Annotated in this window: 11 protein-coding genes; 4 read left to right on the forward strand and 7 right to left on the reverse strand. The window is 58.2% G+C overall.

Going from position 1 to position 15,198, the window contains the following annotated elements:
* Nucleotides 1-43 precede the first annotated feature (43 nt).
* On the forward strand, nucleotides 44-4,705 hold the full coding sequence (locus KGA96_RS05615; RefSeq protein ID WP_223511953.1) for a dermonecrotic toxin domain-containing protein: 4,662 nt from the start codon (nucleotides 44-46) through the stop codon (nucleotides 4,703-4,705).
* Nucleotides 4,706-4,754: 49 nt separating this feature from the next.
* Here the strand turns inward: KGA96_RS05615 and KGA96_RS05620 are convergent, their stop codons facing one another.
* From KGA96_RS05620 to KGA96_RS05640, 5 genes are all read right to left on the reverse strand, one after another.
* Nucleotides 4,755-5,249: a CS1 type fimbrial major subunit gene (locus tag KGA96_RS05620; RefSeq protein ID WP_046041012.1), complete on the reverse strand. Its 495-nt coding sequence runs from the start codon at nucleotides 5,247-5,249 to the stop codon at nucleotides 4,755-4,757.
* A gap of 63 nt (nucleotides 5,250-5,312) precedes the next feature.
* A complete protein-coding gene (locus KGA96_RS05625; protein WP_046041011.1) occupies nucleotides 5,313-6,056 on the reverse strand; it encodes a pilus assembly protein in 744 nt (247 codons plus the stop codon).
* 59 nt (nucleotides 6,057-6,115) lie between these two features.
* Nucleotides 6,116-7,384: a hypothetical protein gene (locus KGA96_RS05630; RefSeq protein ID WP_223511955.1), complete on the reverse strand. Its 1,269-nt coding sequence runs from the start codon at nucleotides 7,382-7,384 to the stop codon at nucleotides 6,116-6,118.
* A gap of 35 nt (nucleotides 7,385-7,419) precedes the next feature.
* Complete coding sequence (locus KGA96_RS05635; RefSeq protein WP_223511957.1) at nucleotides 7,420-9,942, reverse strand: CS1-pili formation C-terminal domain-containing protein; 2,523 nt, start codon at nucleotides 9,940-9,942, stop codon at nucleotides 7,420-7,422.
* Between the two features lie 111 nt (nucleotides 9,943-10,053).
* Nucleotides 10,054-10,533 (reverse strand): CS1 type fimbrial major subunit, encoded by a 480-nt coding sequence (locus KGA96_RS05640; protein ID WP_223511959.1) that lies wholly within the window; start codon nucleotides 10,531-10,533, stop codon nucleotides 10,054-10,056.
* Nucleotides 10,534-11,038: 505 nt separating this feature from the next.
* On the opposite strand from KGA96_RS05640, the gene KGA96_RS05645 reads away from it, so the two are divergent.
* The gene (locus tag KGA96_RS05645) at nucleotides 11,039-11,614 is read left to right on the forward strand and encodes a PadR family transcriptional regulator (RefSeq protein ID WP_046041007.1); all 576 of its coding nucleotides are present in this window, start codon (nucleotides 11,039-11,041) and stop codon (nucleotides 11,612-11,614) included.
* The gene (locus KGA96_RS05650; RefSeq protein ID WP_223511961.1) at nucleotides 11,611-12,393 is read left to right on the forward strand and encodes a siderophore-interacting protein; all 783 of its coding nucleotides are present in this window, start codon (nucleotides 11,611-11,613) and stop codon (nucleotides 12,391-12,393) included. The genes KGA96_RS05645 and KGA96_RS05650 overlap by 4 nt, the downstream gene beginning before the upstream one ends.
* A gap of 71 nt (nucleotides 12,394-12,464) precedes the next feature.
* Here the strand turns inward: KGA96_RS05650 and KGA96_RS05655 are convergent, their stop codons facing one another.
* Nucleotides 12,465-13,106 (reverse strand): Pr6Pr family membrane protein, encoded by a 642-nt coding sequence (locus KGA96_RS05655; protein ID WP_223511963.1) that lies wholly within the window; start codon nucleotides 13,104-13,106, stop codon nucleotides 12,465-12,467.
* Nucleotides 13,107-13,108: 2 nt separating this feature from the next.
* A complete protein-coding gene (locus KGA96_RS05660) occupies nucleotides 13,109-13,339 on the reverse strand; it encodes a VF530 family DNA-binding protein (protein ID WP_007985772.1) in 231 nt (76 codons plus the stop codon).
* A gap of 306 nt (nucleotides 13,340-13,645) precedes the next feature.
* On the opposite strand from KGA96_RS05660, the gene KGA96_RS05665 reads away from it, so the two are divergent.
* A complete protein-coding gene (locus KGA96_RS05665) occupies nucleotides 13,646-15,028 on the forward strand; it encodes a carbohydrate porin (RefSeq protein ID WP_223511965.1) in 1,383 nt (460 codons plus the stop codon).
* Nucleotides 15,029-15,198 lie beyond the last annotated feature (170 nt).

The following is a 15,198-nucleotide window of genomic DNA, read 5'->3' on the forward strand; positions in this document are numbered from 1 at the left end:
CCTAGTCTGTCCGTTCCATTATTGATCAACGGACGATCAGACAATGCCCAATCCGTATATTCCAGACTCGCTCGCCAATGATCTGGCCGATAAAAGTATCCATTTTGAACGGGTCAAACAGGCTATCCCTTACTGGCTGAAAGACACCTCCATCGCTCGTGTCAACGAACTGAAAGCCGACAGAGTGATCCTTCCAGACCCGTTGCGGAAAGCCACCCAGGTGCTGCAGCAACGACTGAAGCACGGCATCAAGCTCAGCTGGACGGCGCAAAACGAGGTAGATCGCGCACTGAGCGAACTGCAGGATGTCTACGCATTTGCCCGGCCCATCCTGCAACAGGCGCTGAAGGACCGCTTCGGCGTCGATGACGATGTCGAGCAGACCTGGCTACATTTGTATGCACCGGTGAAAACATCCTGGTGGGTGCATGACTTTTCAGACGGTACCACCAGCCGAACTGTTTCGCTGCTGGACGCCGCCCTGCATAATTTTTCGCTCGACGAGTCGTTTCACCAAGACTCCGAGTTCATCACCCGCCCCGACGCTCGTGGGCATTTCGGGGTCAAACACCTCAAGCACAAACTGAGCATCGATCAGTTCAAATCACTGTGCCGCGAACTGAACATCGGTGCCAGATACCAACAGCATCTGAACGATTTTTTGCTGTCGACCAACAGAGTGGCGAGCAATTACCTGCGTTACATCGTCATTCGCAGTCAGAAAAGCGCGTTGAACGTTGCGGCGCAAATGGCCCTGATGAAAAAGGACATCGACCAGGAGGCCTATGACGTCGTGCAAGGCATGCTCGACGATCGCTCAAAAATGCAATGGCGCGGGCAGCCCGTCGGTTATTACAACCTGTCGATGATGGACACGCGCCTGGTTGGCATTGTGCTAATCGCCCCTGATGTATCCACCGCCACAGGCACCGTCCCGGTCATGGCGTATGTTCCCCATGACCCGGAGCATCCGCTCAAGCTGTACCCGTCGACGCTCGATTTCATGGCGCAACTGACACGCCAGCTGCGCGACAGCACCTCCAGCAAAAGTTATCAACAGTACTTCAGCCAGTTCGTGCCCCATCAGCAACGCGGGCATTTCTTCGCCGGCCTCAATGACCGCCTGAGCACAATCGAATGGCAGCCGGTCCCACCTGGCTCCAACTTGCCCAGTTGGCGTGAAACACCCGTGGCCAACCCTGACTTGAAGTTCAACCTGTCGAGCGTCAGGACCGACCGAGACACTGTGTTCAAGAATGATCTTTGGGGCTACTACTACCGCCAGAAGCTCAACAAGATTCTCAACGATGGGCGGGAAATCGCGATTTCTACCGAGTACGCCGATCGCATGGCCCGCTGGGCCTGGTGGGATAACCTGGAAAAAATGCTGTCGGACATTCTCAACGTCGCGCTGCTGGTGGCGACGCCACTTGTCCCTGGCCTTGGCGAGCTGATGCTGGCGTACACCGCCTATCAACTGACCGATGAAGTGGTCGAGGGTATCGTCGATCTGGCCGAAGGTCATTTTGCCGAGGCGGCAGAACAGACCATCAGCGTGCTGGAAAGCGTCGTCCAGTTGGGCGCATTTGCGGCGGGCGGCGCAATCGGCAATGTCGCGCGGGCGAAGCTCTCGCCGTTTTTTGAAAGTCTGAAGCCGGTGCAGTTGGCAAACGGTGAGACACGGCTGTGGAACCCTGACCTAAGCCCTTATCAACGAGCTGACGTGGTTTTGCCGGCGGATGCACGGCCTGATGGACAGGGTATTCACCAGCATCAGGGCCGGCGAATTTTGCGCCTGAACAATCAACACTTCGAAGTGCTGGACGACCCCGTTTCCGGGCAACAGCGCATTCGCCATCCGCAGCGGTTCGATGCCTATGCACCGACCCTGCGACACAACGGCCAGGGTGCCTGGGTCTGTGAAACGGAGAACCCGCGCGAGTGGGAAGGCACGACCCTGATGCGTCGCCTGGGTCATACGACCGATGCCTTCAGCGACACGCAACTGGAGCAGATCCGTCAGATCAGCGGTACTGAAGAGGCCGCGCTGCGCAGGATGCACATCGAGCACGCCCCGCCGCCGCCTTTGCTAACCGACACCCTGCAACGCCTGGGGGCACCGGTGAATCCGCCTCCTGTGTTGTCCCCCGAAATGGCTGCTCTATTCAGCGGTTTTCCCGAACTGCCCGACCCCGTCGCGGAAAAAATCTTCGCCGGCGCCACCCATTCGGAACGACAGCAGACTACCCGGCACAAGCGCCTGCCCTTGCGCCTGAAAAGCCAGGCCAGGGAACTTCAGTTCGAGACCCAGGCGGTGCGCGCGGCCCACGGCCTGTACGACAACGCGTTGGTCAGTGGCGATACCGAACGCCTGGTGCTGGGCACCTTGCGGATGCAAACCGATACCTTCGGCAACCTGCGCATCGAAATCCGCCAGGGCGCGCTCGACGGCGAACTGCGATGCAGCGCAGGGCCGGAAGATGCAGCACAAGTGCGGATCATGGTTCGCGACGAATCCGGAAAATACGAAGTGCGTGACGCCGAGGATCAGCAGATCCACGCAGCCGATGACTTTCTTCCTGCCCTGCTCCAGGCCATGGGCCGGGATGGGCGCAGAGCGGTGGGATATCGAGCGGGGGATGTCGGGTTCTTCAAGCACTGGATCATTGCCAAAACCGAAACACCGAGCGAGCGCCGCGCGGTTCTGGCCACTCCACCTATTCGTGCTGTGGCCGAGCACGAAACCATGCTGTTGGTACGTGGTCCCGTTATCAGCAGGTCCGGCGAAACACTGCACGAGCGGATTCACGACCTGCATCCTCACTTTAGCGACAACGAGGTCGACACCTTTGCCCAGGCTCTGATCGAAAAGGGCGAACCGATGACACGTCTGGAGGAACAGAAAAATGAACTCGACGAACTACGCAGGACTGTCGAACTCTGGGAGCACCAATTCGCCGGGCTGGATGCCGATAATCCGATTCCTTTGCGTGGCGTCCGGCAACACATTGCCCTGGGCTTGCTCGACTGTTTTGAGCGAAAAAACACCAATCTCGGTAGCCGTACCGATCCGCACTGTTATGCGCTGGATCTGTCAGAGGACCTGCTGCCACTGGACCTGGAATCCGGGTGGCCGGAACGACCGCAGCTAGAAAGGTTTCTGGACAAGGTCACGATCCTGAAACTCGACAACACGCGCTTTTCCGGCAAGGCGAACGGTTTGTTGAAAGACTTCCCCAACCTTCGTGAACTCAGCGCCAGCCGGTGCGAGCTGACAAGCCTGCCGGAACACATTGGCACCATGCATCGGCTGGAACGCCTGCGCTTGAGTGACAACGAGATCGTTCTGGACGCCCCCGCAGTGGAGAAGCTAAAGCACCTGACCTATCTGGAAATACTCAAGCTCGATGAAAATCCGTTGGGACGATCTGTGGACATCTCACTTATGCCCCGGCTGAAAGTCGTAGGGTTGAGAGACACCGTGATCATGACCTGGCCCAAAGGCGTTTTGAGCAATCCCAGACCCCGCGGCTTACTGCTGGACCTTCGAGACAACCCGATCAGCCTCATTCCCAACGTGGTCCCCGGCACCCCACAAGCCTGGGTAGTGGGGCGTACACGGCTGGATGTCGGCAATCTGTCGGAACCGAACCAGTTGCTCTACCAGGAAATCCGCCGCTCAATGGCGCTGCCTCCGGAGCCTATCGTGCCCTCTAACACTCAGGCAGAGCTGATGATCAGCTCGAACTACAGCGCTGACCACTGGAATGATGTGCCTGGCTGGGGCGTCGATCGGGCCAACCTTTGGTCTGAACTGATCGACGAGCCCAAGGCCGAGCGGTTCATGACTGTACTGCTCAACACCAAAGACACTGCCGACTACCGGGCCGGCGGCCGGGCTCAGGATCAATTGCTACAAAGGGTCTGGCGCATGCTTGATGCCGTGCATGTCGACACCCGCTTGCGGGAAAAGCTGTTCACCATGGCAATCGCACCCGTGGACTGTGCTGATGCCGGCGCACAGCTGTTCAACCACATGGGCATCAACGTGCTCGCCTCCGAGGCCTACTCGTACTCCATCGATGCGGCAGAGCTTGAGCAGAAACTGGTGACCCTGGCCAAAGGTGCGGCACGACTGGAACAAGTGAACGACATTGCCCGGGCCGACGTCGCCAGCCGTGGCGGCAATCCTGACGAGGTCGAAATCTATCTGGCTTATCAGACCGGGTTGGCACAACGCCTGGGCTTGCCCTGGCAATCGGAAGGCATGCTCTACCGGCCAGTCTCGGGCGTCACCGACAGCATGATCGATCAAGCCTATGACACGGTGCTGGCCCTGGGCGAAGTCGATGGTCTGGTGAACAGAATGCTCGAGCAAGACTTTTGGGAAAACTACCTGGTTGAACGCTACTCGGTTGAAGTGGAGGCGAACAAACGCCACTATCAGAGCCTGTTCGACCAGTTGGAAACCTTGCGCACCACGCAGCGCGAATGGCTCGAATCGACGTCGGACATTGAGAAAGCCGACCTGCGCAACCGGCTCAGGGAACTCATCAACGATCTTCCCGTTCCAGAGACCGTGGTCTTTGCCGATGAGCCCATCAGCGAAACTGACTTCGATCGTTTTCTCGTCGACCTGGGTGACGAGGAGAAACAGATGGCGAGACAACTGACCCGAGAGGCTCTGCGCAAAGCCGGCCAATAAAGTCCACAAAGCAAGTCAAAGGCAGCCTGACGCATCAGGCTGCCGCACATCAAGGCGCAGCGGCGATGAATATCAGTTGCACATTGCCGTAATAAACACCCGGTTTGTATCCGCCGACAGGCACTTTCGGCACGATCTCCAAGGGAAAGCGGCCACCGGCGATTGCTTGCGCGGCGGTCAGTACTTCCCGCGGTTGTGGGTCATGGCTCAACTCCTTGCCATTGAAGCTGACGCGCAAATAAATGTTCTGATCGTCACGCCCGTTGGACAGATAAGGTTCTGCCTCCAACCGTGCTTCGATTGCGCTGGTGTCGTGCTTGACGTCGAAATTCTTGCGCAGCCCCTCCAATGTCTTGGTATGGATGTTCCACGCTAACGTCTGTTCAAGGTGTATCCAGTTCGACTCGGCCGGAATGATGTAAAACCCCAACGTCGGGATATTCACCGACACTTCGAACGTGCGCTCTTCCCGGGCCGCAAAAGCCTGGGTACTTATCAGCGCCATCACGCTCATCCACACGGCGATGGTCGATTGCTTGATCATGTCAGGTACCTGTTGCGACAAAAAATACCGCGAGCCAGCCAAGGTGACTCGCCCCTCCCGGTATTACTGGCTGGCGATGCGCAGCGTTTTTTTCGATGCGCCTTCCACCAGATTGAAGCGATATTCGCGGCCGGGCTTCTTCTCGAACTCAAAGGTTTTACCGGCCAGAACGTGGTGTTTGGTGGTCGGCTCACACTCGGTTTCGTTTTTCAGCGAGCAGTTGCGAAACTCATCGATCAGCACCACGGTATTGCCGTTGTTGCGCAGCCGGTAAACGCCGGGACTGTCATCGATCACACTGTCGAAGCGACTGTTTTTCGGTCGGACAAAAAACACCGTGCCAAACCCGGTCATCACGTTGACCCCCGCCGACAGGTTCTGTTTGTAGGCATCGCGCTCTTCACTCGACACCGCGAATTCGTCTTCTTTCTCCGGCACCACCGGCACGAAGCGCACGCGGAAATAACGCTCGGTGTCACGTTCGCCCATGTGCAACAAGCGCGTGCCCTGCATACCTTTGGCCGGCACGATCAGTCGCGCGGGGCTGGCCATCAAGCCATCCCGACCACTGCCGTCCGCCTGGGTCTTGACCGGAATTTCACGATGGCTGCCATCGGCGTCGTAGACGATTTCCAGGATGTTGACCTTGACGAACGCCGTGCTGTCTCCACTGTTGAACACGCGCTTGAGGTAGGTGCTCTTGTCGCTGTCGAGGTAGTCGTAAACCGTTCCGACATTGATTTGTGGTCCGGCCTGAATACCCAAGGAAAACCCGCTCAAAACCAACAGTGCCCATAGACGTTTCATACCCTTGAATCTCCTGACATTGAATACAACCCCGGACCGAACCATCGATACGAGGCCCATCAGACTTCCGAATCCCAGATCACAGTGACATTGCCCCTGAAGAAGGGCCCCGCGCCTGGTGCCAACATGAACTCCATCTGGCTTGGCGGTACTTCAAAGTGCAGTACGCCCGGTGCTCTATCGACATAGAAACCTGGTTGAAACTGCAGTGCGTTAGCCGCTCCCGTTCGTAGGCGCATTTGCCTGACGGGTTGGCCGGCCAAGTCGGTCAGGCCATTGGGCAGGCTGACGCTGACGCGCAATTCAACCGCTCGCTTGGAGACTCGATCATCCAATAGACACTCGTAGGGAAAACCGCTGAACTCACATTCCAACAGCATCTTGAACCGCGACGATGCTGAAATATGGAACGTCTGGTCCCGAAACAAACGCACAGGTTTACGCCCCGCCTGCAACCAGCTTTGCCAACCGCCCGCCGGGACCAGTTGGACTTTCTCGCCGCCGGGGGGGATGTCGACCTTGAGGGTGTGCTGAACATCCAACACAAAATTCAGGGTCAGGTCGGGGTCGCTCGGCAGCATCACATCGCCCATGTCGAAGTCACCACCGGGACCAATGCGATAACTCACGTCCCCCGTATAAAGCCCGGAGGACATCGTCAGCGGATTGGGGGTTTTAAGTTCGTAGGAGAAGTCCAGATAGTCATAAGTCATGGCTGGTATCGGAAAACTGGCAGTCTTGACGCAGGTCCCTTGTACCGGGGTCTTCCAGAAGAACCGGTAGTAGCTGTCCGAATACAGCCCGACACCACTGTAGCCGCAGGGAGGTGCCGCGTTTACCCAGCCTCCCCCCGGACCGCCCCATAAGGCGCGGTGCCCTTCAATGGCAGTGGCGGCACCTGTCAGATTGACCGCGGTATCACTGAGGATGTATCGGGAACCGAAACCGGCAATACGCACCTCGACGGTTTCCGTTTCGCCCGTTTCCCTGTTCGTCACCGTTAACGGACGCCACAGGGCCGGAACGCTGAACATCGCACTGTTGCGCGGCGACGCATTGGGTTGCATGGGGCTCGCCGACTCGAAGCTCATGGGCAGGCGAATGCTGAAGGTCTCGTTGTCCCGGCACTCACTGGGATAGTCGGCACAATAGCCACTGACCGGCGTTTTATTAACGAACAGATTTCGTTGCGGGTTGGCAGAGTCCGGGGTGAACAGCGCCCGGATCTCCTGATTCACCGCCTGTGCCGAAGGCGCCGCGACGACGGCCAGCATCCCCAGCCAGCGACTGCGCCGCAGCAGTCGGGAATATGTAGACGTTAGATTCATGATCACACTCTCTTGAACATCGGAACCGGGGCCGTTCAACCTGCCGTGCGCCGGTTGGAAGTGGCATCCGCCAACGTATCCGGCGAACAACGCAGATCACCGATCATCAGCACGTTGTTTTCACTGCGGTGCTTGTCGATATCAAGGCGGAACTGGCACAGCAACTGGTCCGCGTAACGCACTTCCAGGGTTGGCGAGCCGGCATTCATTTCCATGGAGAAGAAGCCATCGACTTCGCTGACCCCACGGCTGGCGTGGTTGATCACGTGATGGCCCTTGAGCGGCTGTCCTTGCGGGTCGAGCAAGCGGCCGAGCACGGTCAGGGTTTTCATGACACGGACCTTGCGGTACTCCACGCCTCCCTTGTTCAGGTGATAGCGCGTGCGTGCCGGCTCGATGCTCGCCGCCGGGACGTCGTTGCCTTCGAAATCGAAGCTCACCGAGCTGTTTTTGTAAGCGGTGAGCGGTATGAAATTGCGTCCGGGACGCAAGGCCGCGCTGCCACCGCTGAGGTCGTCGGCACGCAGGGCGATGCCGTCGATGTCGGACTCGACATCTACAATCATCCCGGCGCCGCGGCCTTGATGCTGACTGGTCAACGCCATGCGCTGCGCTCCAACGACAAGCGTGCTGTCGAGGTTCAAACCACCGGTGAAATTGTTGTTGAAGGACGAACGCTGGATGAACCCGTCACCATTGATGGCATCGGTGCGAAAGTTCGCCAGACTCGACAATCCGACACCGTAGGTATCGGTCAACGCGGTCACCGATACGCTCTGCAACACATGGTCTTGCAGGTCCTTGCGCCAACCCAGGGAGGCGTTGTTGTCACGGCTGCCATCACGGGCGGTGCGGCTGCCAATGCTGCCGGAAACCTGCTGCCCCGGGCCACCGAGCGCCATGTTGATGCTCAGATCGACCCCGCGATTACGCGCATCACCACTGCTGTAGCTGCCCGGACGATCAAACAACGAGAGCCGCCAGTTGGCATCGCTGCCGAACAGAACGGTGCGTTGCGTCCAGCCCAGGTCCACCCCCATGCCTTCGACGTTGCCCTCGCTGTGGGACACCCGTGCGTTGAGCGAGCTTTTGCGGCTGATCCGGTGGTTCAGCGCCAATGACGAATTGCTGGTCTGGCCGGTGAACACATTGCGCTGACGCACGCGGGTGCCGTCGGGCAATGTGTCGAAGGTGTTGGTGGTATCGAGCCAACTGCGGTTGTGGCTGATCACCAGGCTGCCGGCGCCATAATTGTACAGGCCTTGAAAATCGGCACCGGTGCCGTGGTCTTCGGTCTGGTACAGGTTGGCATAGAGGCTGACGCTGTTGGCCAGGCTCCAGTCGATGGAGCTGCCGTACTGCAGCTTGTCACTAACCTGGCGTGCCGACAGCCCGAGAATCACCCGTGGGTGCAGCAAGTAGTTGAATGACGCCCCCAGCGTCGCATCGCCGCTCTCTTGATCATTCCAATTACTCAGCAACTTGCTTTCCTGTCCGGCAAACAGGTTGTAGCGCCAACGCTCATCGTGGTTGCGCCAATTGTTCGGCTTGTAAATCAACTCCTGGGTGGTCGATGTGATTTGACCGTCTTCGATCAACCGCACTTCCACCTCGTAAATGCCACCAGGCAACGGACGGGTGTCGAGGGTTTGCAAACCGGCCGGGACCGACTGGGTATTGATCAGCAAGCCATCGCGGTAAATTTCCACGGAACCCTGTCGGTTGGCCGTGACATAGACCGGATAGACGCTGGGTTTCGGGCTGTCGATCGCCAGGCTGTCGGAACTGCCGAACATCACGCCCACCGCCGTATCGGGGCTGTTGCCGAACGAACGGGGTTCGCGCGTCAGGCCTTCGGAGTTGGGGGTGAAGTAGCCCAGTCGGAAAAAACGGCCTTCCAGTTCGCGTTGGCTATAGAGCTCGTGCACCGCGTGGTAGGTCTTGTTGTCCGGACCGCCAAGACGGGACAGTTGCATGTTGAAGGTCTGGCTCCAGTTGCCCAGGCTGCCGCTGGCCTCCAGGCCGAAACGACCGCCCAGGTCCTGACCCTGGCCGCCATTGAGATTGAGCTGGTTACGTACCATCAGGCCGTTGCTGCCGCCTTCGGGCTGATCGTAGAAACGCTTGGCTTCGCTGTCGCGCTCGGCATTTTCAGTGACGATCGACAGCAATGAATTTTCGAGGTTGTAGTGAACCGCCAGCATCTGCTCCGGGCATTGGCTTGTGCAGGTGCCCAGTGCCACACCGGGTTTGAGAATATCGGCCCAGGTATCACGCTCACTTGCGCTGAAGCGGCTTTCGCTGGTGTCGGTGAAATCGAGCAGCGTCACCCGGTCATCACGGGACAACACAATCATCGCCTCACCCAGCGGTTGTTGATCGAGTTCGACACGAACCGCCAAGGGAACATCGAAGAAATGCTCCTCGAACTCGGCCGGCAAGCCCTTGGCCTGTGCCAGCAAACTTCGCGGCGAGTTATCAACGGAAGTGGGCGCCGCAAATGCACTGCTACATAACAGCAGCGCAAGCGCCGCCGCGATGGGCGTCATCGGGAACATGAACGAGTTCTCTAATTACAAAGGAGTTCAAGCACGGCCGACAAACCGGAAAGTTTGCCGACCGAGAACGTTACTTAAAACAAGTAAACGGTTTGCCGCCGCCAATACTACTTAGACAGAAGGCTCGACAACCAACATCACGACGCCGGTGTAATCGCCTGCATCAGGTTTTTTAGTGGTAACCGCGCTGATTTTGAATGGCGCGCGATAACGGGTATTGGACTCTTCATCTCCAACAACTTCCTGTGAAGTGGTTGTCAGCGTCTTGCCATTGAGTTCGACTTTCAAGTCGATGCTTTTGTTACCGGCAATCAGCTTGGGGACGCCTTCAAGTCGTGCGTTTACCTTGCCGGCGGTATGAAGCACATCAAAGTGCCCATCGACAGATCTCATGGAGTCGGTAGAAGGGTTGTAGCTCATGTCCTGATCCTTGTTGACCAGATCAAAGTCAACCGGCACCGCATAGAAGTCGTCAGCATTGACAGTAGCAACCAGACTGATGGTGTGCCTGGCTTCGGTAGCGGCAAACGCCATCGAAGAACTCAGAGCCAGAACAGCCAGGGGAGCAGCGAACGCGATTTTCTTGAACATCTTTCAGTACCTGTGTTTTTAAAAGGATGAAGGGCTGAAAGTTCATGCCGAGCAAAAACTGTCACGAGCAGCTATTGGCTCAGCCGAACTTTCAACGCCGAAAGATGATCGATCAATTTATCTTTAAAGTAAGCAAGAAAGTTCCTGCAAGTGCGTAGCCGGAGTGCCTTGACAGCAGAAAGAAAAAAGCAGGAATAACTATAAAACCAATGCTTGACTGTAAGAGACAGACTACAAACAGCATCCTGCCTGCAATGATATTCGAGAGATTAACAAAGTACCTTCTGTAAGACCAATACCACAACCCCAGTAAACAATGGAGCAAACTAATACATTAGAGAGTTAACACTAATTTCTGAAATTTTACCTGTACTAATAAGCTCTATTTTTTCGATTTGACCTTCAAGCCAGGGCCGATGCAGGGACTGCCGTTGGTCAGGAACCTTTGCATTTTCGTTAAGATATATCTTAAGTTGTATCTAAAGACGACGAGAGAAAGCAGAAAATGAGAGACCATCATTCCCCCCACCGCGAACACGGCGATGGCCGCGACGGCTTCGAAAAACGTCCCGCCCGCGAACGCGGAAGCCGTGGGCCCCGGGTGTTTGCCCCCGGCGATCTGAAGTTGTTGCTGCCGGCATTGATCGCCGAACAGCCGTGCCATGGCTACGACCTGATCCGCCAGATCGAAGGCATGTTCGAGGGCGCCTACTGCCCCAGCCCCGGCGTGATCTACCCGACCCTGACGTTCCTGGAAGAAAGCGAACTGATCCTGGGCGACGCCGAAGGCGGAAAAAAACGCTACACCATCACCGATGCCGGACGTCTATTCCTGCAAGAGCAAGCCGTAGCACTGGATGGCGTGCGGATGCGCATCGACGTCAGCAAGCGTTCGCTGCGCGGCCATGATCGCCCGGCGGAAATCCATGAGGCTGTGCATAACCTGCGCCACGCCCTGCAAATGCACCATGGACGCTGGAGCCCGGACGAAATCCTGCGGGTACGTGACCTGCTCAATGACACCGCCAAAGCCATCGTCGACGGCCCTGCCGTTCAACCCGTTCAGGAGAACGCCGAATGACTGAAGTGATCACCACCATTCACCGTGTCATGCACGAAATCAAACGCCGTCGCCTGGAAGTGTTGCGCGTGGTCGACCTGACCCCGCGCATGCGCCGGATTACCCTGGGCGGCCCTGAATTGGCGGACTTCGTCAGCCTGGGCACGGACGATCACGTCAAGTTGTTGTTCCCGCAGAATGCCGAACAGGCCGCGGCGCTGGAAACCCTGGTACTGGGCGCCGGCAAGGACAACGGTCCGCTGCCTGAGATGCGTGACTACACCCCGCGCCGCTATGACCTCGATACCCTGGAGTTGGACATCGACTTCGTACTGCACGGCGACGGCCCTGCCTCGACCTGGGCGGCGCAGGCCCAGCCCGGGCAGTTCCTGCACATCGGCGGGCCACGGGGCTCGATGATCGTGCCGGACATCTTCGACAGCTATTTGCTGATCGGCGACGAAACCGCCCTGCCCGCCATCGCCCGGCGTCTGGAAGGCCTGGCGGCCAACCGCCGTGCGCTGGTGATCGTCGAAGTGGAAAACGGCAAGGAGCAGCAGGTGCTGCACAGTGCGGCCGAGGTCAATGTGATCTGGGTGCTGCGCGAAGGTGGCAAGGACAATCTGCTGGCTACCGTGCGCCAGATCCAGATGCCATCCGGCAGCCTGTATGCGTGGGTGGCGACCGAGAGCAAAGTGTCGCGGCAGATTCGTCGGGTATTGCTCGATGAGCATGGGCTGGACGAGCAGTTCGTCAAGGCGGTTGGGTACTGGAAATTGGGGGACAGTGGCGAGGAGTGACCGGAATCACCATGTGGCGAGGGGGCTTGCCCCCTCACCACATAAAGCATTCCAAACCGCCATATCCGCGCTCACCTTCGAGCCCGCCACCGATCCAGCCCGATCACCAGCAACGCAATCACCACAAACCCCGCCAACAACCTACCGGCATTGATGAACACCTGTGGATAACCCAGTTTGTCCACATCCACGAAGGGATACGGGTAAACCGCCAGCAGATGCCCGCGCAACAGCGCATAGGCGAAATACAGCAGTGGATAAATCACCCACAGCGCGATATGCCACACGCGCAATGTGCCCTTGGGCACACACCACCACCAATACCCCAGGAACAGCAACGGCATGATGTCGTGCAACAGTTCATCGGCCAGCCATTGCCAGCCCTCGGGATGCCACAAGTGGCGCAGCAGCAGGTTGTAGGCGAGGCTCACCACGGCGATGCTCACGGCAATCGCACTGCTGACCCAAGGCTGCAGGAACCAGCGGCGCGCGGCTGACTCGCGGGATGTCCATTCACAGGTCAGCACGGTCGCCACCAAGGTGTTGCTCAGCACGGTGAAATAGCTGAAAAAACTCATCAGCCCGCCGATCAGGCTCGCGCCCAGCGTCCAGCGTGAATGGAGAATCAGGTACATCTGGATGCTCAATCCCGCCCAGCCAAGCATGGCAGCCATGGCCACCAAACGACGGCGTAACGCAGACGGGTCGGCCATGTTCAAAGCGGTCGTTTGGTGCGCATCAACTTCACATACAGGCGTTCGACCTTCTCCCGCGCCCACGGGGTCTTGCGCAGGAACGTCAGGCTCGACTTGATGCTCGGGTCGCTCTTGAAGCAGCGGATATCGATGCGCTCGGCCAGCCCCGACCACTCGTAGTGTTCAACCAGCGCGTTGAGGATCTGTTCCAGCGTCACGCCATGCAACGGATCGGTGTTGTGTTCGGTCATGCCGGGCCTTCGAGCAGAGTGGGAATTGGAAGCCGCGCACCTTACGTTAAATGTAGGTGAAACGGAAAAGATCGTCCGGACAAGTCCCGTGCCTGTGCAGGAACACGCGCGGATGGAGTCACTCAAGACTGCGATTTTTTGTCACTGTTACCAAATCCGAAACGATGCATGTCAGCAAAAGCACTTTCTCTATTTGTAACAGAACATTATCCTTGCGCCCCGCTGCCTGCTGAAACGCTTCTGCTTTCGCTTCACGCCTGCTGCTTTCCGTTTATCCCCCAGAAAAAGATCAAGAACTCCGTCTCTATGCCTGACTTTAAATCTTTGCAAGACAGCGCTGTCTTTGCAACTGCTGCCCACCGAAACATCCTGCCCCTGATTGGTGGCCTCACCGCGCTGGGCCTTGCCTCCTGCGTTCAGGCGGCGCCGGCCTTCGATAGCGATTCACCGTGGATGCTCGGTGACTGGAATGGCACTCGCACAGAGCTCGCGGAAAAAGGCTACGACTTCAAAGTCGATTACACCGGTGAAATGGGCAGCAATCTGCACGGTGGCTACGACCACGACCGCACCGCGCGCTACAGCGACCAGTTCGGCCTGGGCACCCACCTGGACTTGCAGAAGATCCTCGGCTGGGACGATGCCGAATTCCAGTTGACCATCACCGAACGCAACGGCAACAACATCAGCAACGACCGCATCAACGACCCGCGTGTCGGCGGCTTCACCTCGGCCCAGGAAGTCTGGGGCCGCGGCCAGACCTGGCGTCTGACGCAGATGTGGTATCAGCAGAAGTTCTTCGATGAAAAACTCGACATCAAGGTCGGCCGATTCGGCGAAGGCGAAGATTTCAACAGCTTCCCCTGCGACTTCCAGAACCTGGCGTTCTGCGGTTCCCAGGTCGGCAACTGGGCGGGCGACATCTGGTACAACTGGCCGGTCAGCCAGTGGGCGATGCGGGTCAAATATCACCTGACGCCAGAGCTTTATGCACAGGTCGGCGCGTACGAGCAGAACCCGTCAAACCTTGACCGCAACAACGGCTTCAAGCTCAGCGGCAGCGGCACCCAGGGCGCGGTCCTGCCGGTGGAGCTGGTGTGGACGCCAAAACTCAACGGCCTGCCGGGTGAATACCGCGCCGGTTACTACTACAGCAGCGCCAGCGCCACCGACGTCTACAAGGACAGCAATGGCCAGCCTGCCGCCCTGAGCGGCGAAGCCTACCGCAGCGCCTCGAGCAAACACGGCGTGTGGCTGGGCCTTCAGCAGCAAGTCACCAGCGTCGCCAGCGACCACTCCCGGGGCCTGAGCCTGTTCGCCAACGGCACGATGCACGACAAGAAGACCAACGCCATCGACAACTATGTCCAGGCCGGTCTCGTCTACAAAGGCCCGTTCGACGCGCGCGCCCGGGACGACATTGGGTTCGCCATGGCCCGCGTCCACGTCAACCCGGCCTTTCGCAAGAATGCCGAGGCGACCAACCAGGCCAACGCCGTCTTCGACTTCGACAATCAGTCCTTCCTGCCGCCCCAGGACACCGAATACAGCGCCGAGCTCTATTACGGCGTGCACGTGACCAACTGGCTGACCGTGCGCCCGAACCTGCAATACATCCGCCATCCCGGTGGCGTGAACGAGGTCGATGACGCGCTGATCGGCGGGATCAAGGTCCAGTCCTCGTTCTGACAAACACCACAAAGCCTTTGTAGGAGCGACATGTGGCGAGGGGGCTTGTCGGATCGCCGCACCGCCCCGTTGGGTTGCGAAGCGACCCCAATACTTGCAACCGCGACGTGTCAGGCACAACGAGTGCAATGCTTTGCGACTGCTTCGCAGCCGAACGGGGGCAAGCCCCC

The sequence above is a fragment of the Pseudomonas sp. GL-R-26 genome (assembly GCF_019947365.1).
Classification (GTDB): Bacteria; Pseudomonadota; Gammaproteobacteria; order Pseudomonadales; family Pseudomonadaceae; genus Aquipseudomonas.